Genomic DNA, 19591 nt, shown 5'->3' with positions numbered 1-19591 from the left:
TGAAATTCTCTGGATGTGTTGGTTCTGAACATAGTGAAACCTTCTTTCGGAATGGTTTTATGTTTTAATTCAACAAAAAAAGGCTGTTGACCTTCTTTTGTCAACAGCCTCAACGGGTTTATACCCGCTCCATTTTTATATCCCGATGTATCGGGCAACAAGGGTTTTGGCAAACAGAATATCCGTTGTTCCCTGTACGAGGATGCGTCCATCCGGGAAAACGGCCAATTGATGATCTTCATCGACACTGGCCTTTAGCATAAAAGGATTTCGGGCAATCTGGCCTGCATTTTGCAGCCGCCTTTCCAACAGGTCGAGATTCAGGGGATGGGAAAGGGTGATTTGTACGGTCTGGCGTCCACACATTGTGATTTCCTGCTGCTCCTTGTTTGCGGGGTCCAGATAATCCCATTGATGGAGGCCACACGTTGGACAATCCGGTTTTTTCTGCTTTGACACTTTCAGGAGTTGATAACGGTTTGTCCACAAATCGATGTGCCTCAGCCCGGTTTCCAAATTATCTTTGGCCCCGGTCAGCAGTTTTATGGCTTCAGTGGCCTGGAAAGCGGCGATCACGTGCACAATCGGGCCGATTACCCCGGCTGTATCGCACGTTTCCGTAGTTCCCGGTGTCGGGGCATCAGGAAAGATGCAGCGCAAACAGGGGGTTTCTCCCGGCAAGATCGTCAGAGACATGCCTCGTGCGCTTACGGCACCACCATAAATCCAGGGGATGCGGTGTTTGATGCTTACATCGTTGATCAGATAACGGACCTGAAAGTTGTCAGAACCATCAAGGATCAAATCGATATCTGTCAACAGTTTTTCTGCGTTTCGCCAGGTAAAATCAGCAATACGGGCATCCAATTCCAGATCCGAACGAATCGCTTGCAATTTATTCGTGGCGGCAATCACCTTAGGCAAATGCTGGTGGGCATCCGCTTCATCATAAAGCATTTGCCGCTGCAGATTACTAACCTCGACAAAATCCCTGTCAATCAGGCGCAAGAACCTGACTCCCGCCCGTGCCATATGGTTGGCAAGTGCTGTTCCCAATGCTCCCATTCCAACAATGGCCACACGTGCGCGAGCCAGCTTTTTCTGTCCTTCTTCACCAATCGGAGAGAAAAGAATCTGTCTTGAGTAACGTTCTTGATCCACTTGCATATGATCCTCCTTAAATCGAATCAGACAAGAAGTTTTTTCCCTATTTTCTCACAGATCGATGAAACTGAGAAATACAAGTGCATGTATCAATTTTTTGGGAAAAGGATAGAGTGAAATTAGGAGGTGGTTCTAGTGAAGAAAAAAACGTATTATGTGTCGATAGACTTTGGAACCCAGGCGGGTGAAATCCGCACGGAAAAGGATGAACACAGTGCTCTTTTCGAATATGAAATTGAAGCTACACAGGAAGAGATCGCCCGCCTGGAAAAATTGTTTACAGAAGTTGGAGAAACGGATTTTTCCACCTTTGCCAAGGCGCATGTTCCATTTTTGGATAATGAGTCAACAGAAAATCTGCAAGAGGATGATCAGATCCGGAAAATTTACCGGATGATTTATCAGCTGGGGAGCGGGGAAACAAAAAGCAAACTCAGGGAAGCCGGAATCATTCACTAGTTGGGCATATGCGGACAAACAATTGAATATTTTTAAAAGAGTTTAACAGTCTGTTCCTTGATTTTTGCCAAGGGTTGGGAATATACTGATTTTGGGAGAGTGGACGGAGATTTTCCACTCATCGCTTTTTGTTCAATTAGAATTGAGTCATTTTTGGAGGGAAAATTTCGTGGAGCAAACTCATTATCCTGGTTATGATTCAACTTCTGTCAGAGTGAATCAGCGTTTGATGCAACGTGTTTTTTCCTGGATGTTTGCCGGACTTTCAATGACAGCGATTATTTCGATTGCACTGTATATGAATCCGAAAGTCCCTGTTTTTTTGATGTCCAGCCCGGGTGTTTTCTGGGGAATTGTCATCGCTGAACTGGTTGTCGTAATTGGTTTGTCGGCACTTCTCAATCGTTTGTCTCCCTTTATGGCGACCTTAGCCTTTTTCCTGTATGCGGCATTAAACGGTGTAACCTTTACTTTGATTCTGGCCCAGTTTGACCTGTACCTGATCGGTACTGCTTTTCTGATTGCCGCTGGCATGTTCGGGCTGTTTGCTTTAATCGGTTATACAACGAAGATCAACCTGACCAAAATCGGTTCCATTGCCATTATGTTTGCCATTGGTCTGATTTTGGCATCCTTGGTAAACATCTTTCTGATCCACAGTTCCCTGATGGATCTGATTATTTCTTATGCGTTGGTATTGATTTTTTGTATTGTGACCGCTTATGACATTCAGAGCATCAAAAGAATGGGTGAAAATGCTTATGATGAAGATACTGCTTCAAAATTGGCGATTTTTGGAGCTTTAATGTTATATCTTGACTTCATTATCATTTTCAAGAATCTTTTGGCCATCTTAAGCAGTGATGATTAATCGGCAGCTGGAGAATTCCGGATCATGTCGGTAAAGGGATAGAGGAGCGATGTGATGTCAAAAAGCCTCTCCAGGAAGAAAGGCCCGCCCGGAACTGAATGCCGGGCTGACCCGCTTTATACGTTTGGCGGAGACGAAACGGAGTCCAAAAATCGCCTCCGGAAAACAGATGATTACCTTTTCAAATCCCTTTACATATGTGAAGGGATTTTTTTGATAAAAAAAGAGTTATTCTTAAAAAAAGCCTTGACGAAAAGAGTCAGGCGTGGTAATTTATTAATTGTCACTGGAGAGAACACCGAGTCAGTAAGTAACTCTTGTAATTGACCTGTCCATTTGTTATAATAAATCCTATCGCCTAATGAATACGTTCCTCAGTAGCTCAATGGTAGAGCACCCGGCTGTTAACCGGTAGGTTGCAGGTTCGAGTCCTGCCTGAGGAGCCAGTGCGGAGAGATACTCAAGAGGCCGAAGAGGACGGTTTGCTAAACCGTTAGGGGGTATCATTGCCCCGCGAGGGTTCGAATCCCTCTCTCTCCGCCAGTTACAAAGTGGCCCGTTGGTGAAGCGGTTAACACACCAGCCTTTCACGCTGGCATACAGGGGTTCGAATCCCCTACGGGTCACCATTTCTATGGACGCTTAGCTCAGCTGGGAGAGCATCTGCCTTACAAGCAGAGGGTCGGCGGTTCGATCCCGTCAGCGTCCACCAGAAAAAGTTTTATATTGCGGAGCTGTGGTGTAGAGGCCTAACATGCCTGCCTGTCACGCAGGAGATCGCGGGTTCGAATCCCGTCAGCTCCGCCATTTTCCATTTATGGCGGTCGTGGCGAAGTGGTTAACGCACCGGATTGTGGCTCCGGCATTCGTGGGTTCGATTCCCACCGATCGCCCCATTATCTTGGGGAATAGCCAAGCGGTAAGGCAACGGACTTTGACTCCGTGATGCGCAGGTTCGAATCCTGCTTCCCCAGCCATAGCAAACAGGGGCCATTAGCTCAGTTGGTAGAGCACCTGACTCTTAATCAGGATGTCGAAGGTTCGAACCCTTCATGGCTCACCATACAGTACTACCTCCTCGGTAAAGGCTGAGGAGGTTTTTACAACCAGTGCCCTGATTTTTTGGTTGACTTTATCTTTAAACCATGTTAATCTGTTTTTTGTCAATATAAACCTATGTAATACCCAAGCAGTTATTGCGGGTGTGGCGGAATTGGCAGACGCACTAGATTTAGGTTCTAGCGCCTCTGGCGTGGGGGTTCAAGTCCCTCCACCCGCACCAGTCTTGACGTAAGCGGTCGTGGTGGAATTGGCAGACACGCTATCTTGAGGGGGTAGTGGCCTTTGGCCGTGCGAGTTCGAGTCTCGCCGACCGCACCATCTTAATAGAATCCCGGGGTGTGGCTCAGTTTGGCAGAGCGCCTCGTTCGGGACGAGGAGGTCGCAGGTTCAAATCCTGTCACCCCGACCAAGATAAATGATGGACAATATGTTTTGCGGGTGTAGTTCAGTGGTAGAACATCGGCCTTCCAAGCCGAATGCGAGGGTTCGATTCCCTTCACCCGCTCCAGAATAGACAGAACGGATCGCGGCGACTGCTGCGATCCTGTTTTTTTATCGAAGAAAGGAGAAATGGCGGTGCAGGATGAATTTTCTTTAATCCGTTCCTGGTTGTCCAGGCGTCCGTCACCAAACCGGCATATTGAAGTGGATGTCGGGGATGACGCGGCAGTTGTGCAGTCTCTGACCGGTAATTCCACGGTTCTTGCCTGTGATACGATGGTGGAGACTGTGCATTTTAAACGAGAAACCTTGCCATTAAAGGAAATTGGACGCAAGCTGCTCGCTGTTAACGCCAGTGATATCAATGCTATGGGAGCAACTCCCGTTTATGCCCTGATTTGTGTATCTGCTCCTGATCATTGGCAGGAAGCAGAACTGATGCAAATTTACGAAGGGTTATACCAATATGCGGAGGAAATACAGGTTACCCTGATCGGTGGTGATACGACCTATACTCCCGGGCCTCTGACATTAAGCCTGACGTTGGCAGGCGAAGTGGAAAAGGGGCATGCGCTTCGGCGCTCAGCGGCAAAACCGGGTGATCTGCTGTTTGTAACCGGAACATTGGGTGATTCTGCTGCCGGTCTGGATCTTTTAATGAAAACAGAACCGACAACTGAATGGGAAAAAATACTGGTTAAAGCCCATCACCGGCCAGATCCGCCGCTCCCTATCGGCTCATGGTTATCCAGTTCCCCCTATTATGCCCGAATCTCCTTAAACGATATCAGTGACGGGCTGGCACAAGAAGCTTGGGAAATTGCTGAAGCAAGCGGAGTGTCAATTGTGATTGAAGAAGATAAAATTCCGTTATCTCCAGCCTTGCTTCAATATGCGGAAAAAACCGGACGTAATCCGTTTGAATGGGCCTGGAGCGGAGGAGAAGATTTTCAACTGCTTGGAACCATTCCACCGGCCGGCTGGAAAGCTTTCATGTGGGAGGCCAGGAGAAGGAACTGGCGAATTGAATGTATAGGGAAAGTGGAATCAGGAGGGCCGAGTGTTGAAAAAATAGTAGATGACAAGCGTCTTGAAGTGAGCAAAACGGGTTACAATCATTTTGCAAACAGGTGATATCAGTGAAAACCAATCACATAGTCCATACGCATGATGAAGAAGAAACCAGACAGCTGGCAAGAAAGATTGCCAGCCATTTAAAGCCTGGAGATGTCCTGGCCCTGGAAGGCGATCTGGGAGCCGGAAAAACAACTTTTACCAAAGGAATTGCGGAAGGACTCGGGATTTCAGATTCCATTGACAGCCCGACATTTACCATTATCAAGGAATATGAAGGGGATTTGCCTCTTTTTCACATGGATATGTATCGAATCGATTTCCCGGAGGAAGAACTGGGACTGGAAGAATATTTTTATGGGGATGGCGTTTGCCTGGTAGAATGGGCTTCCCATATAAAGCCCTGGTTGCCGGAAACAACTTTATGGCTTGTTTTCTCAGTGCAGCCTGACCAAAGCAGGCAAATCGGGATCAGTTATACAGACCCACGCTGGAATTTACTGGGGAAGGAGTTGGCATCAGAATGAAATTACTCTCCATGGATACATCCACCCTGGTCATGGGAGTGGCTGTCTTTGATTTGGAAACCCGAAAGATGCTCGGGGAGATGGCGACCAATCTGCATAAAAACCATTCCGTCCGCCTGATGCCAACCATTGACCAGTTCCTGCGGGACCTTGACTTGAAAATAGACGAGATCACCCATCTGGCCGTTACTTCAGGGCCTGGCTCCTATACAGGGATTCGGATTGGGGTTACAACGGCCAAAACGATTGCCTGGGCCAGGCGTATTCCTTTGTACAGTGAGTCCAGCCTGGCGGTGCTGGCAATGAACGGTATGAGGTTTGACGGACTGGTTGTTCCCATGTTTGATGCACGCCGCCACAGGGTTTATACCGGAGCGTTTCAGTTTGACCGGGGAAAAATGGACGAAAAGTTTCCCCAACAGGTAATTGCGATGGATCGGTGGTTGGAACAGTTGGCAAATTCAAATCAACCCGTACTTTTTTTGGGAGATGATGTGATCCGTTTTCGGGAGGAAATAGAGACTGCTTTAGGGGAAAATGCCTGTTTCGGAACCCCGGCAGAAAATATCCCGCGTCCGGCTTCACTGGCCTGGCTGGCCTATCAGAAATGGAGTCAGCATGAACCGCCGGAACACAAGAATTTTGCCCCCAACTATTTACAACTGACGGAAGCGGAATCCAATTGGTTGAAAAAACAACGAAAGGAAGGGATGAATGGCTAAACAGTTCCTGGATAAAGTAGCTTTTCGTCCTATGGAAATCATGGATTTGCCGCAGATTGAAAAGGTGGAGAAAAATTCGTTTTCCACGCCCTGGCCGAGCAAAGCCTTTTATGATGAATTGATGTTTAACCAGTTTGCTTATTATACGGTGGTAACCTATGAGGGAAACGTGATTGGCTATTGTGGCTTCTGGTTGATCCTGGATGAGGCACATATCACGAACATAGCGATTCACCCGGATTACCGGGGACAGGGAATCGGAGAGGCTACCTTGAATTATGTGATGGATTTTGCCCAAAAAATGGGTGCTGACAAAATGACGTTGGAAGTTCGTGTGTCCAATCATGTAGCCCAAACGTTATATAAGAAGTTGGGTTTTGTTCAGCAGGGACTAAGAAAAGGTTATTATACTGATAATAAAGAAGATGCCTTGATTATGTGGGTGACATTAAATGAAAAAGAACAGCAATGAAACACTGATTTTGGGAATTGAAACCAGTTGTGACGAAACATCGGCAGCTGTCGTGCAAAACGGAACAAAAATCTTGTCCAATGTCATTTCTTCACAAATTGATGTCCATCGCAAATTTGGCGGTGTGGTTCCTGAGGTTGCTTCAAGGCGCCATGTTGAACGCATCACGCTGATTATACAAAAAGCGCTGGAAGATGCCGAAACCTGTCTGGAAGAAGTGGATGCCATTGCCGTCACGAAAGGTCCCGGGCTGGTCGGCGCATTGCTGATCGGTGTGTCAGCTGCAAAAGCATTGGCCTTTGCGACCGGAAAACCCCTGGTTCCCGTTCATCATATTGCGGGCCATATCTATGCCAACCATTTGGTCAAACCGCTTACTTTTCCATTGGTTGCACTGGTGGTCTCCGGTGGTCATACAGAACTGATCTACATGACACGGCACAATCAATTTGAACGACTGGGGAAAACAAGGGATGACGCTGCCGGTGAAGCTTTTGACAAAGTGGCAAGGCTGATGAAATTGCCCTATCCGGGCGGCCCGCAAATCGACCGTTTGGCGATACAGGGTGAACCGCGTTATCAACTGCCACGGGCCTGGCTGGAGACGGACTCACTCGACTTCAGTTTCAGCGGGCTGAAATCGGCTGTCATGAATCTGGTCAACAAGGCCAGGCAACGTGGAGAAGAAATCAATTATACAGATCTGGCATGCAGTTTCCAGATGGCGGTACTGGATGTCCTCGTGGAAAAATCTATCCGGGCAGTCAAAAAAACGAAAGTGAAACACCTGCTGCTGGCAGGAGGCGTTTCGGCCAACAGCAGCTTGCGTATCCGATTGACGGAGAGAGCCCGACAGGAAGGGATTGAACTGGGGATTCCGCCTCTGGAGTTATGTACAGATAATGCAGCGATGATTGCGGCTGCAGGAACATACCAGTTTTTGGACGGCAAGCATGCCGATTTATCGTTAAATGCCGATGCCAATTTTTCACTTGTGGAATAAAAGATAAAGATAATGATTTGTATAAGCACCAATGTCAAGCGGCATTGGTTTTTTTATGGAAAGGAAAAAATAGAAAATAAAAAAGGCTGCTCATCTGATGTCAGATGGCAACCATGTATTTCAATCATCGGCCAATTTAACCCATTGATCGGTTTTTTCCGCCAGCTCTGATTCAAGATGCGTCAACTCTTTTTGGCGGGCAGCACTTTTCAGGGGGTCATTGTAAATATCCGGCTGGCAAAGCTGTTTATGGATTGTGGCGATTTTTTCCTCCAATCGGGAAATTTCCTGTTCCAATGATTCCAGTTTCTGTTTTTTCTGCTTGCGGCGCCGCTGTTTTTCTTTTTCCCGTTGCCGGTATTTTTCGGTTTCTGTTACGGACGGGCTGGATGAAGAAGTTTTTTTGTCTGCCGGTTCTGCACGTTCAAGTGCCTTTTTTTCCAGGTACCATTCATAGTTGCCGCGATAATCGACAATTCCGTATGGAGTAAGTTCCCAGATCCGGGTAGCGATCCGGTTGATAAAATAGCGGTCATGCGAGACAAACAGTATGGTTCCGGGGAAATCCTCAAGTGCCTGTTCCAGGGTTTCTTTACTGGGCATATCCAAATGATTTGTCGGTTCATCCATTAAGAGGAAATTGGCCTGGTTTAGCATACGTTTGCACAAGGAAAGTCTGGCCTTTTCTCCGCCGCTCAGATCGCCAACCCGTTTGAATACATCATCACCGCTGAACAGAAACTGGCCCAGATAGGAGCGAACCGTCGTCTGATCCAGACGAGGGTGGTCATTCCACAACTCATCGATGACCTGATGATCGGGATTTAAGTCTTTTTGTTCCTGATCATAATAATCAACCTGTACCTGGGTTCCCCATTTCCATGTTCCGGAAAGAGGCGGGAGTAGTCCGGAAACCGTTTTCAGCAGGGTCGTCTTGCCGAGTCCGTTTGGCCCGAGAATGGCAATATGTTCTCCGCGTTCAATGTGAAAAGCAATTCCCTGAATAAGCGGTTGATCGTAGCCGATTGTCAAATCTTTCACTTCCAGGACCTCTCTTCCGCTCGTTACAGCTGTTTCAAACCGGATGGCTGCCTTGCGCGAGTAGGCAAAAGGCTGTTTGATCCGTTCCATTTTTTCCAATGCTTTCCGGCGGCTCTGGGCCCGTTTCGTGGTGGAGGCGCGTGCAATATTCTGTTGAATGAATTCCTCCATCTTTGTTATTTCCGCCTGTTGCCGTTCATAAATTTTTTGTTCCCGCTCCAATCGCTCTTCTTTTTGCTTGACAAAAGAAGTATAATTACCTACATAACGGGTAATTCGCTGGTTCTCCAATTCATAAATGACATGAACCAAACGGTCGAGGAAATAGCGATCGTGGGAGACAAGAAGCAAAGCACCTTTGTAAGAAGCAAGTGTTTGTTCCAACCAGGCGATTGCGTTCATATCGAGATAGTTGGTCGGTTCGTCAAGGATTAACAGATCAGGCTCTTCCAACAGCATTTTGGCAAGAGCAACCCGTGTTTTCTGACCTCCGCTCAGGGAAGAAACCGGCGTCGATTTCCAAGGGATTCCGCCTAGGCCCAAGCCGTGCAAAGCCCCTCGTATTCTGGCTTCGTAAGCGTATCCGCCTTGCTCTTCAAATGTATTCTGTCTGGAGGCGTACCTCTCCAATATTTTTTCATAAGTGGGTGGGTGAGAATAAATCTTTTCTTTCCCCATTTCCTGTTCCAACTGCCGCAATTCCTCTTCGATCGCAATGAGCTTTTGAAATGGAAGCAATAGTTCATCCCAGACAGTTCTTGCAGACTGAAGTCCGCTGTCCTGGGCCAAATAGCCCAATCTTGCCTTTTTGGCGAAGTGAATTTCTCCGTGATCTGCAGCAATCTGTCCGGTCAGAATCTTTAATAGCGTTGTTTTCCCGGCACCGTTTGGACCGATCAGGCCGACTCGTTCCTGTTCTTTGATCTGCAGGTCAACCTGTTCCAGGACAACGGTTCCTCCATAGGTTTTATTGATGTTGTTTGCCTGTAAAAGCAGCATTTGTTTCCACCTCGTTTTGCGGTCAAGCTATGTTCAGTTTAATCGAGTTGTCCAAGATGAGCAAATGAACATAAATATCCGATTAATTCTGGAATATAGAAAAAAGAAAGGTTATAATGATAAAATCATCGTGTACCAAAAGGATAGAACCCGAACAGCAGCTAATACGACTTATGACAGTATCCGTTACAAATCCGGGAGTATTTTATCTCCTCCGTATAAGAAGGAATGTTCTGAAATTTGCCGGATCATTCACGGTTTCGACAAGCAGACACGGTGATGATTGACATATTGATCCAGAACAAATGGATATTTTGCCCGCTGAAAGGCTGCTCTTAAATCAAATGAACGTGCCTGAAACGGAAAAAAAGAACGGATCATCCGCTGTAATCATATTCAAGGTATGGAGGAATTGGCAGAAAGGTACTTTAATTTTTTGATGAAGCGATATTATGATAACACAGGATTGGCTTTAAAAAGTTCGTGACAGCTAGGTAAAGGGATCGGGCGGGGGTATGACTGGCTGCCTGGCAGAAAACCACTGATGGCGGAATAGGAGACACCGATGACGAACAAATTAATACTTGATGTAATTCCTGCAGGAGCTGATGTACAGATGGATATGCTTTTTCCTCGAAGAAATTTTTCGATTTAACAGGTATTGGTTCGGATAGGAAAAGTTTTAAATGATAATAAAGAAACTGAAAAATTTTTTCGCTGAAACAGGGGTTGTTTTTCCCGATTTTTCGAGTTTTGTGGTATTATTGTTTATACCCATATTGTGCAGGAATTCACATTGATGGAGGTGCAGAATGGTAAATGCCTGAAAATAAAATACCACAGGTAACAGCTAAACGGTTACCACTGTATTACCGTTATCTGGAGAAATTGCATGCGATTGGCAAGCAACGGATTTCTTCTGCTGATTTAAGTGATGTATTGCATATAGACCCGGCGACGATTCGCCGTGACTTTTCATATCTGGGGGAACTGGGGAAAAAGGGTTACGGATATAATGTTACTTATTTGCTTCAGTTTTTGCGGGACTTCCTGAAACAGGATGAGGTTACCAATGTGGTACTGGTTGGAGTGGGAAATCTGGGAACAGCGTTATTGAAGTATAATTTTTACCGGAGCCATAATACGAAGATTGTAGCCGGTTTTGACAAGGACCCCAATAAAGTGGGAAAAGATGTTGATGATATACCGGTTTACTCCATGGATCGCTTGTCAGAGGTAATCAAGTTGCATAATGTTGAAGTAGCTATTTTGACTGTACCCCTCAATGCAGCGCAATCAACGGCGGAATTTTTGATCAGCGAGGGAATCCGGGGGATATTGAATTTTACTCCTGCCCGTCTGTCGGTGCCACCAAATGTACGGATTCACAATATTGACCTTACCATTGAATTGCAAACGTTGATCTATTTCCTGAAAAACTTTCCTGAGGATGATCTGGGTGAAAATGGAAAAGAAACGTTGACCAAGGAAGAATCATAGACCCAGTCTTGGCAAGGGGTGTATCTATTCATGAATGATGAGCAGCCATTAACAGAGCATTTGCGGGAACTGCGACGTCGAATTATTTTGATTTTTGTCTTTTTTGCTGTGGCATTGATTGTAAGCTTCTTTTATTCGCAGGATGTGTTTCGATATGTGCGCAACCATCTGTTTTCCGATTATTCCGTGATGATCCTGAATCCTACCGATCCCATTCGCATCTATTTTCAGATTTCCCTGATCATGGCTTTCATTTTGAGCTTGCCAGTCATTATGTATCACCTGTGGCAGTTCGTTCGTCCCGGACTTCATCCGAATGAACAGAGAGCAGCTTTGATCTACATTCCAATTGCCCTGGGACTGTTTTTGCTGGGTCTGGCATTTGGATATTTTGTCATCTTTCCGTATATTCTTGATTTCCTGGTGATGCTTGGGGATCAGATGGGACTAAATGAGAATTTTAGTGTGCAGTACGCTTTCAGTTTCATGTTCGGAGTCGTTCTTCCACTGGCACTCTTTTTTGAATTGCCGGTGGTTACCCTGTTTTTGACACGCATTCGCCTGATTACACCTGCTATTTTGCGTAAAATCCGGCGTTTTGCCTATTTGGGTTTGGTGATTGTTGCTGCGATGATCACGCCTCCGGAACCGATTGCAAATATCCTGGTTTCCATCCCGTTGATTTTGTTATATGAGGCAAGCATAATGATTTCCAGCTGGTTAACACGCCGGATGGAGCGCGAAGATGCTTTTGAGGCACAGGTCGACGGGGAAGATGGAGAAGAAGATTGACGGAACTGTTTTCCCGGTTGCAGCCGGGTTTTTGTTTTTTCCTTTACATAGGTTGGTGACCGTTGGGGCACAATCTTTTATATAAAGGAGGGACGGATATGAACTGGAATAAACGGAGAAACACAAGACCGTTGTTTTTTTTCCTGCTCGTCACTGCTGCTTTGATTCTGGGATCGTTTCCGCAGGTACGGAGTTATTTGAAAAAAATCCTGCAGGAAAAATCAATCCCATTGCTTGAAATGATTCAGGGTGCTAACAAGTACGCACATTCCAATTCAGGACGGGATGCTTTTTCTATTCGCTTGGATCAGGATTCACAATATGATACGATGCAGAGTGAACAGTCGTATTCAATCCTGAACCAGAACAATTATAAGGTCTGATGGGAAAACAAGAGAATAGACTGGAGATTGAGCAAAATAGAGAGCAAATCGGCAAAGAACCTGCTCTCATTTTGTTTTATCACGTTTTTTGTATTTTTTTTTCTGTTCCACTTGAAAAATGAGTTGGAGAGGAATATTATATTTATTGGGTGTTAGCACTCGACACTGATGAGTGCTAACAAAAACAATACTATCCACCTCATGAAGGAGGGTTTAGCAAATGATCAAACCATTGGGTGATCGTGTTGTTTTGGAAGCTGTAGAAAGAGAAGAAAAAACAGCTAGCGGAATCGTCCTGCCGGATTCGGCAAAGGAAAAACCGCAAGAAGGACGGATTGTGGCAGTTGGCGCCGGCCGCCTGGACGATAATGGCAACCGGATTGCCATGGAAGTCAAAGAAGGAGATCTCGTAATCTTCTCTAAGTATGCCGGAACCGAAGTAAAATATGGAGAAAAAGAATACCTCATTCTCCGTGAAAGCGACATCCTTGCGATTGTCGACTAATTTGGCATTTTATTGATTGAGTGACGATAAAATTTTTACCCTACATACGGAAAGGGGACGGTAGATTATGGCAAAGGATATTAAATTTAGTGAAGATGCCCGTCGCTCCATGCTGCGCGGCGTTGATTCACTGGCAAATGCAGTTAAGGTTACAATCGGTCCAAAAGGCCGCAATGTGGTATTGGAAAGAAAATTCGGTTCTCCACTCATTACGAATGATGGTGTAACCATTGCGAAAGAAATCGAGCTGGAAGATCCATTTGAAAATATGGGGGCACAACTGGTTAAGGAAGTTGCCACCAAAACCAATGACGTTGTCGGAGATGGTACCACCACCGCTACCGTACTTGCACAAGCCATTATTCGTGAAGGCTTGAAAAACGTTGCCGCTGGTGCCAATCCAATGATCCTTCGCAAAGGAATTGAAAAAGCAGTTGCCAAATCGGTAGAACAAATTCGTGAAATTTCCAAACCGATTGAAGGCAAAGAATCTATTGCCCAGGCTGCAGCAATTTCTGCAAATGATGATGAAATTGGCAAATTGATTGCAGAGGCAATGGAAAAAGTCGGCAAAGATGGCGTAATTACCGTAGAAGAGTCCAAAGGGTTTGCTACTGAACTGGAAGTTGTAGAAGGTATGCAGTTCGACCGCGGTTATATTTCCCCTTACATGGTAACGGACACAGACAAAATGGAAGCTGTTTTGGATGAGCCATACATTTTGATCACCGACAAAAAAATCAGCAGTATCCAGGAAATCCTGCCGATCCTGGAAAAAGTGGTACAACAAGGCAAACATCTCCTGATCATTGCTGAAGATGTAGACGGGGAAGCACTTCCAACCCTTGTTGTCAACAAATTGCGCGGTACCTTTACCGCTGTTGCCGTAAAAGCCCCTGGTTTTGGTGATCGCCGGAAAGCCATGCTTGATGATATCGCCATCCTCACAGGCGGACAACGCATTACAGAAGAACTGGGTCTCGATCTCAAAACGGTAGGTCTGGATGTCCTTGGTCGTGCACGTCAGGTACGCGTGGAAAAAGAAAACACCATTATTGTTGATGGTTATGGTGAACCAAGCGCGATCCAGTCCCGCGTAAACCAAATCCGTCAGCAACTTGAAGAAACCACTTCTGAATTCGACAAGGAAAAATTGCAAGAACGTCTGGCCAAACTGGCTGGGGGAGTTGCAGTAATCAAAGTTGGCGCTGCAACCGAAACCGAACTCAAAGAGAAAAAATTGCGCATTGAGGACGCGCTGAACTCAACCCGGGCGGCTGTCGAGGAAGGAATTGTTTCCGGTGGAGGTACTGCTCTTGCCAATGTCATCAAAGTGGTCGAAGAACTGGAAGCTTCCTTGCCGGTTGGCGACGAAAAAACGGGTGTAACCATTATTAAACGTGCGCTTGAAGAACCGGTTCGTCAAATTGCCCACAATGCCGGTTTCGAGGGATCAGTCATCATTGAACGGCTCAAAAAGGAAGAACTTGGTGTTGGCTTCAACGCTCTGACAGGCGAATGGGTAGACATGATCGAAGCAGGCGTTGTAGACCCGGCAAAAGTGGTCCGTTCCGCGCTTCAAAACGCTGCGTCGGTTGCAAGCATGTTCCTCACCACAGAAGCCGTTGTTGCAGATAAACCGGAAGAAAAGAAAGATGCTCCTGCAGCTCCTGACATGGGCGGAATGGGCGGCATGATGTAATAAGTCGCTATAAACCTTGGTATAACAGGGTTTATAGAGATTTTGCAAGTTCCTGAAACTGAAAATGTCACGAGAAAGTAACCTTTAATTCAAATTTATTTTGGAAAGGGCGTTTTCGTATAAGTTGCTTACTTTTACGGAAGCGTCCCTTTTCATTTTCTTTGTTATGTAGAAAGAGTTGTTGGGAAACCAGCCCAGACAACATGTGAATTATGGATGATATCCGGGTTAGCTGAAAAAAACAGAGGTGTCTGATTATAATCGTATCAATCGAAGCTATAAAAATAATAACACGCCTTTGATGCTATGGATCTTGAAGGATTATGGCGTATACTTGTGTTGTCAATATTTATGAATAATCCCAGGATCGGGTGCGATTGTAAAGCAATATAAACAGAGTATGACCAAACTTATTGATGAAAAACAAATTGAAAATTGTTATACGGGTAAGCTTCCAGCGTATCAAAACAGAAAAATTGTCATAAAATTTGTTAGACGGCTGGCCAATGCAAGGCGGAGATGAATCCGTGCTATATCAATATGCCAGCATGCAAGGAGTGACAGTGAGATGAACATCGAACATGTGGCCATCTGAGTCAACGATTTAGAAGCTATGAAGACATTTTATGCTACATATTTTAATGGGAAAGCAAGCGCAAAGTATCATAATGAGGAAAAGCAATTTGAATCCTATTTTCTAACGTTTGACGGAGGTGCACGTTTAGAGATTATGCACAAGGCAGGTATCGATAAGCCGGATCAGGACAATCGGATTGGCTGGGCACATATTGCTATTTCACAGGGGGAGCAGGGAGTCCGTCAATCAAATGACAGAACGCCTGCAACATGAATGATTAAAGGAAAAATGATTATGAGCGATTTTCGGAAACAATATTTAATCATGAAAGAGATGGGGATTCAATTTGTTGTTGCCAGTGGTGTGCAGAAACAATTGATCCATATTCTGCAAATGGCTCTGCTCAATAACAGGGCTTACGGAACAGGAATTGGAAGGTGTCAAATTTGTTGCAGACGAAACGAGGAAGGAAATAGCTTTTTACTATGTTCGACAAACAACCAATTATTAAACCAATGAGATGAATACCCGTAACTCCCGTCTGCAACAAATTATTCAACAGCTGTTGACATCCGATGATTTACAAACAAGCTCCGAACTGGTTACGGCTTTGCAAGTTAGTTCAAAAACGATTCAGACTGATATAAAGGAATTGAATAAACTGTTAAATGACGACATTGCATATATTGAATCATATCGTGGAAAAGGTTATCGAATCAATGTCATAAATGAAGATGGATTCAAACAGTTTCTGCAAAAACTTGTCGAAAAAAATAATCAAGTTGTACCAACTGAACCCGAAGACCGCGTTCAATTTCTGATGGAAAAGCTTTTATTGCAAACTTCATATATTAAAATGGATGCCCTTGCTGAGGAACTGTTTATTAGTCGATCCACCTTGCAAAGTGATTTAAAAACTGTTCGTGAAATTCTGGAACGTTATAACTTGTTTCTTGATCAAAAACCTAATTATGGAATCAAAGTGTGCGGGGATGAAATGAAAATACGTTTTTGTATTTCCGAATATATATTCAATCAAAAGCCGACAATGGTTGATCAGACAACAGCTTGGTTAGAAATACTGCCAAAGGAAGAAATAGAATGGATTCGAAATAGTATCCTTTCCAAATTGAGGAAACATCAAACAATTATCACTGATATCAGTTTGCATAATTTGATCACTTACATAGCCATTGCTTGTAAGCGGATACATGATGGAAAAGTGGTTGAAATTTATCACGAAGAGCTTAGTAAGATCACCGACAAAAAGGAATATATGATCGCAAAGGAAATTGTTGAAGAAATAGAACAAAAACTAAAGGTATCTTTTTCGGTTAATGAAACTGCTTATTTAGCCATTCATTTACAAGGCGCCAAAAAAGTGCATTCCGAATCAGAAATAGAAGAAGCTAAATCTATACTGGATGAAGATATTCAACAATTAACCAGAAATATTCTTAAACGGATCGATAAAGTGTATTCTTTGAATCTTTCTGAAGATAAAGAATTGGTATTGACCCTTAGCTTGCATTTAAAACCGGCAATTAGCAGGTATAAGTACCAGATGAATCTTAGAAACCCGATGCTGGAGGAGATTAAGAACAAGTATCCGTTTTCCTTTGAAGCGGCACTTACCGGGGCAGATGTTATTATGGAAATATTGGGTATTTCCATTGATGAAAGTGAAATTGGATATATGGCACTCCATCTTGAGGCTGCTCTGGAAAGGCAAGAGAAGAGTGAGAGAAACAAAAAACGCTGTTTAATTGTTTGTGCTTCCGGATTAGGAACAGCACAATTACTTTTATTGAAGTTAAAATACCGATTTCGTGATGAGTTGAATATTGTGGGTACAACCGGGTATTATAATTTAAACAATCAATCTGTCCATGATTTGGATTTTATCATCAGTACTATCCCGATTCCTGAAAAATTACCTGTTCCAGTCATTCAGATAAGCACTCTGCTTGGTAATCAGGATGTAAATAAAATTGAGAAATTGATCCATAACGATATTGAAATTATGAAGAATTATATGCGGGAACAGTCTACTTACTTAAAAATGGACTTTTCTACAAAGGAAGAAGTCATTCAATTTTTAGGAAACAAATTGTTGGAAGCTGGAATGGTAAATACTGATTTTATCAGTTCTGTCCTGGAACGTGAAAAATATTCACCTACAAGCTTTGGCAATTTGGTAGCGATTCCACATCCAATAGAACCACAAGCTGATGATACTTTTTGGTCCATTGTCACCTTAAGGAATCCAATACAATGGGGAGGCAAACCCGTTCAGATCATCTGCCTGCTCAATATCAGCAAACGGAATCGGATGGATGATTTAAAACCCATGTACGATGTGTTGGTAAAATTGTTGGATAATCGACTTTTGCTGCAAAAATTACTTCATTGTGAAACATATAATGAATTTAAAACTGTATTAACCAAGGCTTAAACAGATGCAGGGTGAATCTGCATCTGTTTTTTTGTTTCTTTTATCCTGTTTCCGTTGACAACGGAAAAACATCCTCTGCAGATGATAGCGGTTTCATTCTAATACAGCAAATTAATATTAGGCGAAGTGCCGAAGTCTGACAAGACATTATTGTTAATCTGCCAATGTTCGTGGTAGCAATGAAAGCAATTCAACATGGATTACAGAAGGAGTGGGTTTCAGATGTCAAGATTTCCTGATAACTTCTTATGGGGTGGTGCTGTCTCTGCGCACCAGTTAGAAGGTGCTTGGAATGAAGAAGGCAAAGGGGTAAGCATTGCTGACGTTATGACCAAAGGCGCACATGGTGTCCCCCGTGAAATTACAGAAGGCGTTATAGAAGGTAAAAATTACCCAAACCACGAAGCTATTGATTTTTATCATCGTTATAAAGAGGATATTCAATTGTTCAATGAAATGGGTTTTAAATGCTTTAGAACTTCTATAGCCTGGTCACGCATTTTTCCAAATGGTGATGAAACTGAACCGAGTGAAGAAGGATTAAAGTTTTACGACAATTTATTTGATGAGTGCTTGAAGTATGGCATTGAACCGGTTGTAACGTTGTCTCACTTTGAAATGCCTTATCATCTTGTTACGGAATATGGCGGTTTTAGAAATCGGAAATTAATTGATTTCTTCCTGAATTTTGCTCGAGTATGTTTTGAGCGTTACAAAAATAAAGTTAAATATTGGATGACTTTTAATGAAATTAATAACCAGGCAAATTTCTATAATGATTTTGCTCCATTTACAAACTCTGGTATCAGATATAAAGAAGGCGAAGATCGTGAAAGAATTATGTACCAGGCTGCACATTACGAGCTCGTAGCAAGTGCAAAAGCAGTAACTATTGGTCATGAAATTAATCCGGATTTCCAAATCGGATGTATGATTGCTATGTGTCCAATATATCCGTCGACTTTACATCCAAAGAATATGTTAATGGCACAAAAAGCAATGCAAAAACGCTATTACTTTACAGATGTTCATGTTCATGGAGAATACCCTGTGTACATGACAAAGTATTTTGAGCGTAAAAGATTTTATTTGGATATTACGAAAGAAGATTTGGATGTCTTAAAGCAAGGCACGGTAGATTATATAGGCTTTAGTTATTACATGTCATTTGCGGTCAGCCATAAACAGTCTAATGAAGAATATGATTACAACGAAACACGGGATCTGGTTAAAAATGAATATATTAAAGCTTCTGATTGGGGATGGCCAATCGACCCAGAAGGTCTTCGTTATTCGTTGAACTGGTTGACCGATATGTATCGGTTGCCCCTTTTTATTGTTGAAAACGGATTGGGCGCAATTGATGAATTGGGAGCAGACGGCAAAATTCATGATGATTATCGTATTGAATATCTTAGAGCACATATAGAACAAATGGCCAGATCAGTTAATGAAGATGGTGTTGATTTAATGGGGTATACACCATGGGGTTGTATCGACCTGGTATCGGCAGGTACTGGTGAAATGGAGAAAAGGTACGGATTTATCTATGTTGATAAAGATAATGAAGGTAATGGTACTTTAGAACGTTATCGTAAAGATTCTTTCTACTGGTATAAAGAAGTTATCGCCTCAAATGGTGAGAAATTGTAGCAACAAGTATATTTTTTTTAATAAATATAATTTAATGGAGCATTCCTGTATTTGAAAAACAAAGGGGGTTGAAAAAGAAAAGTGCCTCCTGCTAACATACGAGGTGTCCCACTGGCCAGTGGACCCTTAAATAGCGAAGGAGGTACCCAAACTGAAGTATAAGCAAAATCGTAAAATTGAGCAAATCAA

At 43.7% G+C, this 19591-nt stretch carries 20 protein-coding genes and 12 tRNA genes; 29 read left to right on the top strand and 3 right to left on the bottom strand.

Annotated features, from left to right (window positions below):
• Positions 1-135: 135 nt before the first annotated feature.
• The gene (locus H2C83_RS15245) at positions 136-1167 is read right to left on the bottom strand and encodes a ThiF family adenylyltransferase (RefSeq protein ID WP_181742045.1); all 1032 of its coding nucleotides are present in this window, start codon (positions 1165-1167) and stop codon (positions 136-138) included.
• 132 nt (positions 1168-1299) lie between these two features.
• Between H2C83_RS15245 and H2C83_RS15240 the strand changes: the two genes are divergently transcribed.
• From H2C83_RS15240 to tsaD, 19 genes are all read left to right on the top strand, one after another.
• Positions 1300-1623: a hydrolase gene (locus tag H2C83_RS15240; RefSeq protein ID WP_181742044.1), complete on the top strand. Its 324-nt coding sequence runs from the start codon at positions 1300-1302 to the stop codon at positions 1621-1623.
• Positions 1624-1792: 169 nt separating this feature from the next.
• Positions 1793-2494: a Bax inhibitor-1/YccA family protein gene (locus tag H2C83_RS15235; RefSeq protein WP_181742043.1), complete on the top strand. Its 702-nt coding sequence runs from the start codon at positions 1793-1795 to the stop codon at positions 2492-2494.
• Positions 2495-2865: 371 nt separating this feature from the next.
• Positions 2866-2940, top strand: a tRNA-Asn gene (locus tag H2C83_RS15230).
• Between the two features lie 4 nt (positions 2941-2944).
• Positions 2945-3037 (top strand) — tRNA-Ser (locus H2C83_RS15225).
• A gap of 10 nt (positions 3038-3047) precedes the next feature.
• Positions 3048-3123: transfer RNA gene (locus H2C83_RS15220), tRNA-Glu, on the top strand.
• A 7-nt stretch (positions 3124-3130) separates the two neighbouring features.
• Positions 3131-3206, top strand: a tRNA-Val gene (locus H2C83_RS15215).
• Between the two features lie 18 nt (positions 3207-3224).
• Positions 3225-3301 (top strand) — tRNA-Asp (locus H2C83_RS15210).
• Between the two features lie 13 nt (positions 3302-3314).
• A tRNA-His gene (locus H2C83_RS15205) sits at positions 3315-3390 on the top strand.
• Between the two features lie 6 nt (positions 3391-3396).
• Positions 3397-3471, top strand: a tRNA-Gln gene (locus H2C83_RS15200).
• A gap of 10 nt (positions 3472-3481) precedes the next feature.
• Positions 3482-3557: transfer RNA gene (locus tag H2C83_RS15195), tRNA-Lys, on the top strand.
• Positions 3558-3692: 135 nt separating this feature from the next.
• Positions 3693-3776, top strand: a tRNA-Leu gene (locus H2C83_RS15190).
• A gap of 12 nt (positions 3777-3788) precedes the next feature.
• A tRNA-Leu gene (locus H2C83_RS15185) sits at positions 3789-3874 on the top strand.
• 14 nt (positions 3875-3888) lie between these two features.
• Positions 3889-3965: transfer RNA gene (locus tag H2C83_RS15180), tRNA-Pro, on the top strand.
• Between the two features lie 25 nt (positions 3966-3990).
• Positions 3991-4064: transfer RNA gene (locus H2C83_RS15175), tRNA-Gly, on the top strand.
• A 68-nt stretch (positions 4065-4132) separates the two neighbouring features.
• Complete coding sequence (gene thiL / locus H2C83_RS15170; protein ID WP_181742042.1) at positions 4133-5131, top strand: thiamine-phosphate kinase; 999 nt, start codon at positions 4133-4135, stop codon at positions 5129-5131.
• Positions 5132-5136: 5 nt separating this feature from the next.
• Positions 5137-5598 (top strand): tRNA (adenosine(37)-N6)-threonylcarbamoyltransferase complex ATPase subunit type 1 TsaE, encoded by a 462-nt coding sequence (gene tsaE / locus H2C83_RS15165; RefSeq protein WP_181742041.1) that lies wholly within the window; start codon positions 5137-5139, stop codon positions 5596-5598.
• The gene (gene tsaB / locus H2C83_RS15160) at positions 5595-6320 is read left to right on the top strand and encodes a tRNA (adenosine(37)-N6)-threonylcarbamoyltransferase complex dimerization subunit type 1 TsaB (protein ID WP_181742040.1); all 726 of its coding nucleotides are present in this window, start codon (positions 5595-5597) and stop codon (positions 6318-6320) included. The genes tsaE and tsaB overlap by 4 nt, the downstream gene beginning before the upstream one ends.
• Positions 6313-6792: a ribosomal protein S18-alanine N-acetyltransferase gene (gene rimI, locus H2C83_RS15155; RefSeq protein ID WP_181742039.1), complete on the top strand. Its 480-nt coding sequence runs from the start codon at positions 6313-6315 to the stop codon at positions 6790-6792. The genes tsaB and rimI overlap by 8 nt, the downstream gene beginning before the upstream one ends.
• Complete coding sequence (gene tsaD / locus H2C83_RS15150) at positions 6773-7795, top strand: tRNA (adenosine(37)-N6)-threonylcarbamoyltransferase complex transferase subunit TsaD (RefSeq protein WP_181742038.1); 1023 nt, start codon at positions 6773-6775, stop codon at positions 7793-7795. The genes rimI and tsaD overlap by 20 nt, the downstream gene beginning before the upstream one ends.
• A 120-nt stretch (positions 7796-7915) precedes the next feature.
• Here the strand turns inward: tsaD and H2C83_RS15145 are convergent, their stop codons facing one another.
• Together H2C83_RS15145 and H2C83_RS18250 are read right to left on the bottom strand one after the other, a co-directional pair.
• Positions 7916-9835, bottom strand: a complete 1920-nt coding sequence (locus H2C83_RS15145) for an ABC-F family ATP-binding cassette domain-containing protein (RefSeq protein ID WP_181742037.1) — start codon at positions 9833-9835, stop codon at positions 7916-7918.
• 252 nt (positions 9836-10087) lie between these two features.
• Positions 10088-10216 carry a hypothetical protein gene (locus tag H2C83_RS18250; RefSeq protein ID WP_281364187.1) on the bottom strand — a complete coding sequence of 43 codons (129 nt, stop codon included), beginning with the start codon at positions 10214-10216 and terminating at the stop codon, positions 10088-10090.
• A 438-nt stretch (positions 10217-10654) separates the two neighbouring features.
• Here H2C83_RS18250 and H2C83_RS15140 point away from each other — a divergent pair, with 438 nt between their 5' ends.
• From H2C83_RS15140 to H2C83_RS15100, 10 genes are all read left to right on the top strand, one after another.
• Entirely contained in the window at positions 10655-11335 is a 681-nt protein-coding gene (locus H2C83_RS15140) for a redox-sensing transcriptional repressor Rex (RefSeq protein WP_181742036.1), read from the top strand.
• A 30-nt stretch (positions 11336-11365) separates the two neighbouring features.
• Positions 11366-12127, top strand: a complete 762-nt coding sequence (gene tatC / locus H2C83_RS15135) for a twin-arginine translocase subunit TatC (RefSeq protein WP_181742035.1) — start codon at positions 11366-11368, stop codon at positions 12125-12127.
• Between the two features lie 98 nt (positions 12128-12225).
• Positions 12226-12510, top strand: a complete 285-nt coding sequence (locus H2C83_RS15130; RefSeq protein WP_181742034.1) for a hypothetical protein — start codon at positions 12226-12228, stop codon at positions 12508-12510.
• Positions 12510-12632, top strand: coding sequence for a hypothetical protein (locus H2C83_RS18245; protein WP_281364185.1), 123 nt, complete (start codon positions 12510-12512; stop codon positions 12630-12632). Before H2C83_RS15130 ends, H2C83_RS18245 begins: the two co-directional genes overlap by 1 nt.
• Before the next feature lie 98 nt (positions 12633-12730).
• Positions 12731-13015: a co-chaperone GroES gene (gene groES / locus H2C83_RS15125; protein ID WP_181742033.1), complete on the top strand. Its 285-nt coding sequence runs from the start codon at positions 12731-12733 to the stop codon at positions 13013-13015.
• A gap of 67 nt (positions 13016-13082) precedes the next feature.
• Complete coding sequence (gene groL / locus H2C83_RS15120) at positions 13083-14717, top strand: chaperonin GroEL (protein ID WP_181742032.1); 1635 nt, start codon at positions 13083-13085, stop codon at positions 14715-14717.
• A 613-nt stretch (positions 14718-15330) separates the two neighbouring features.
• Entirely contained in the window at positions 15331-15567 is a 237-nt protein-coding gene (locus H2C83_RS18635) for a VOC family protein (RefSeq protein ID WP_376766371.1), read from the top strand.
• Between the two features lie 21 nt (positions 15568-15588).
• On the top strand, positions 15589-15813 hold the full coding sequence (locus tag H2C83_RS15110) for a hypothetical protein (RefSeq protein WP_181742031.1): 225 nt from the start codon (positions 15589-15591) through the stop codon (positions 15811-15813).
• 1 nt (position 15814) lies between these two features.
• A complete protein-coding gene (locus H2C83_RS15105; protein ID WP_181742030.1) occupies positions 15815-17749 on the top strand; it encodes a BglG family transcription antiterminator in 1935 nt (644 codons plus the stop codon).
• A gap of 222 nt (positions 17750-17971) precedes the next feature.
• A complete protein-coding gene (locus tag H2C83_RS15100; protein WP_181742029.1) occupies positions 17972-19402 on the top strand; it encodes a 6-phospho-beta-glucosidase in 1431 nt (476 codons plus the stop codon).
• Positions 19403-19591 lie beyond the last annotated feature (189 nt).

The organism is Thermoactinomyces mirandus, assembly GCF_013868055.1.
Lineage (GTDB): Bacteria > Bacillota > Bacilli > Thermoactinomycetales > Thermoactinomycetaceae > Thermoactinomyces > Thermoactinomyces mirandus.
This window is presented reverse-complemented; position numbering and strand designations above follow the sequence as displayed.

Coding starts and splice junctions, on each gene's coding strand:
- tsaD (WP_181742038.1), top strand. CDS start 6,773: ATGAAAAAGAACAGCAATGAAACACTGATTTTGGGAATTGAAACCAGT.
- H2C83_RS18250 (WP_281364187.1), bottom strand. CDS start 10,216: ATGATCCGTTCTTTTTTTCCGTTTCAGGCACGTTCATTTGATTTAAGA.
- H2C83_RS15145 (WP_181742037.1), bottom strand. CDS start 9,835: ATGCTGCTTTTACAGGCAAACAACATCAATAAAACCTATGGAGGAACC.
- H2C83_RS15110 (WP_181742031.1), top strand. CDS start 15,589: ATGAGCGATTTTCGGAAACAATATTTAATCATGAAAGAGATGGGGATT.
- rimI (WP_181742039.1), top strand. CDS start 6,313: ATGGCTAAACAGTTCCTGGATAAAGTAGCTTTTCGTCCTATGGAAATC.
- H2C83_RS15140 (WP_181742036.1), top strand. CDS start 10,655: ATGCCTGAAAATAAAATACCACAGGTAACAGCTAAACGGTTACCACTG.
- H2C83_RS18635 (WP_376766371.1), top strand. CDS start 15,331: ATGAAGACATTTTATGCTACATATTTTAATGGGAAAGCAAGCGCAAAG.
- H2C83_RS15100 (WP_181742029.1), top strand. CDS start 17,972: ATGTCAAGATTTCCTGATAACTTCTTATGGGGTGGTGCTGTCTCTGCG.
- groL (WP_181742032.1), top strand. CDS start 13,083: ATGGCAAAGGATATTAAATTTAGTGAAGATGCCCGTCGCTCCATGCTG.
- H2C83_RS15105 (WP_181742030.1), top strand. CDS start 15,815: ATGAATACCCGTAACTCCCGTCTGCAACAAATTATTCAACAGCTGTTG.
- tsaB (WP_181742040.1), top strand. CDS start 5,595: ATGAAATTACTCTCCATGGATACATCCACCCTGGTCATGGGAGTGGCT.
- H2C83_RS15245 (WP_181742045.1), bottom strand. CDS start 1,167: ATGCAAGTGGATCAAGAACGTTACTCAAGACAGATTCTTTTCTCTCCG.
- groES (WP_181742033.1), top strand. CDS start 12,731: ATGATCAAACCATTGGGTGATCGTGTTGTTTTGGAAGCTGTAGAAAGA.
- H2C83_RS18245 (WP_281364185.1), top strand. CDS start 12,510: ATGGGAAAACAAGAGAATAGACTGGAGATTGAGCAAAATAGAGAGCAA.
- H2C83_RS15130 (WP_181742034.1), top strand. CDS start 12,226: ATGAACTGGAATAAACGGAGAAACACAAGACCGTTGTTTTTTTTCCTG.
- tatC (WP_181742035.1), top strand. CDS start 11,366: ATGAATGATGAGCAGCCATTAACAGAGCATTTGCGGGAACTGCGACGT.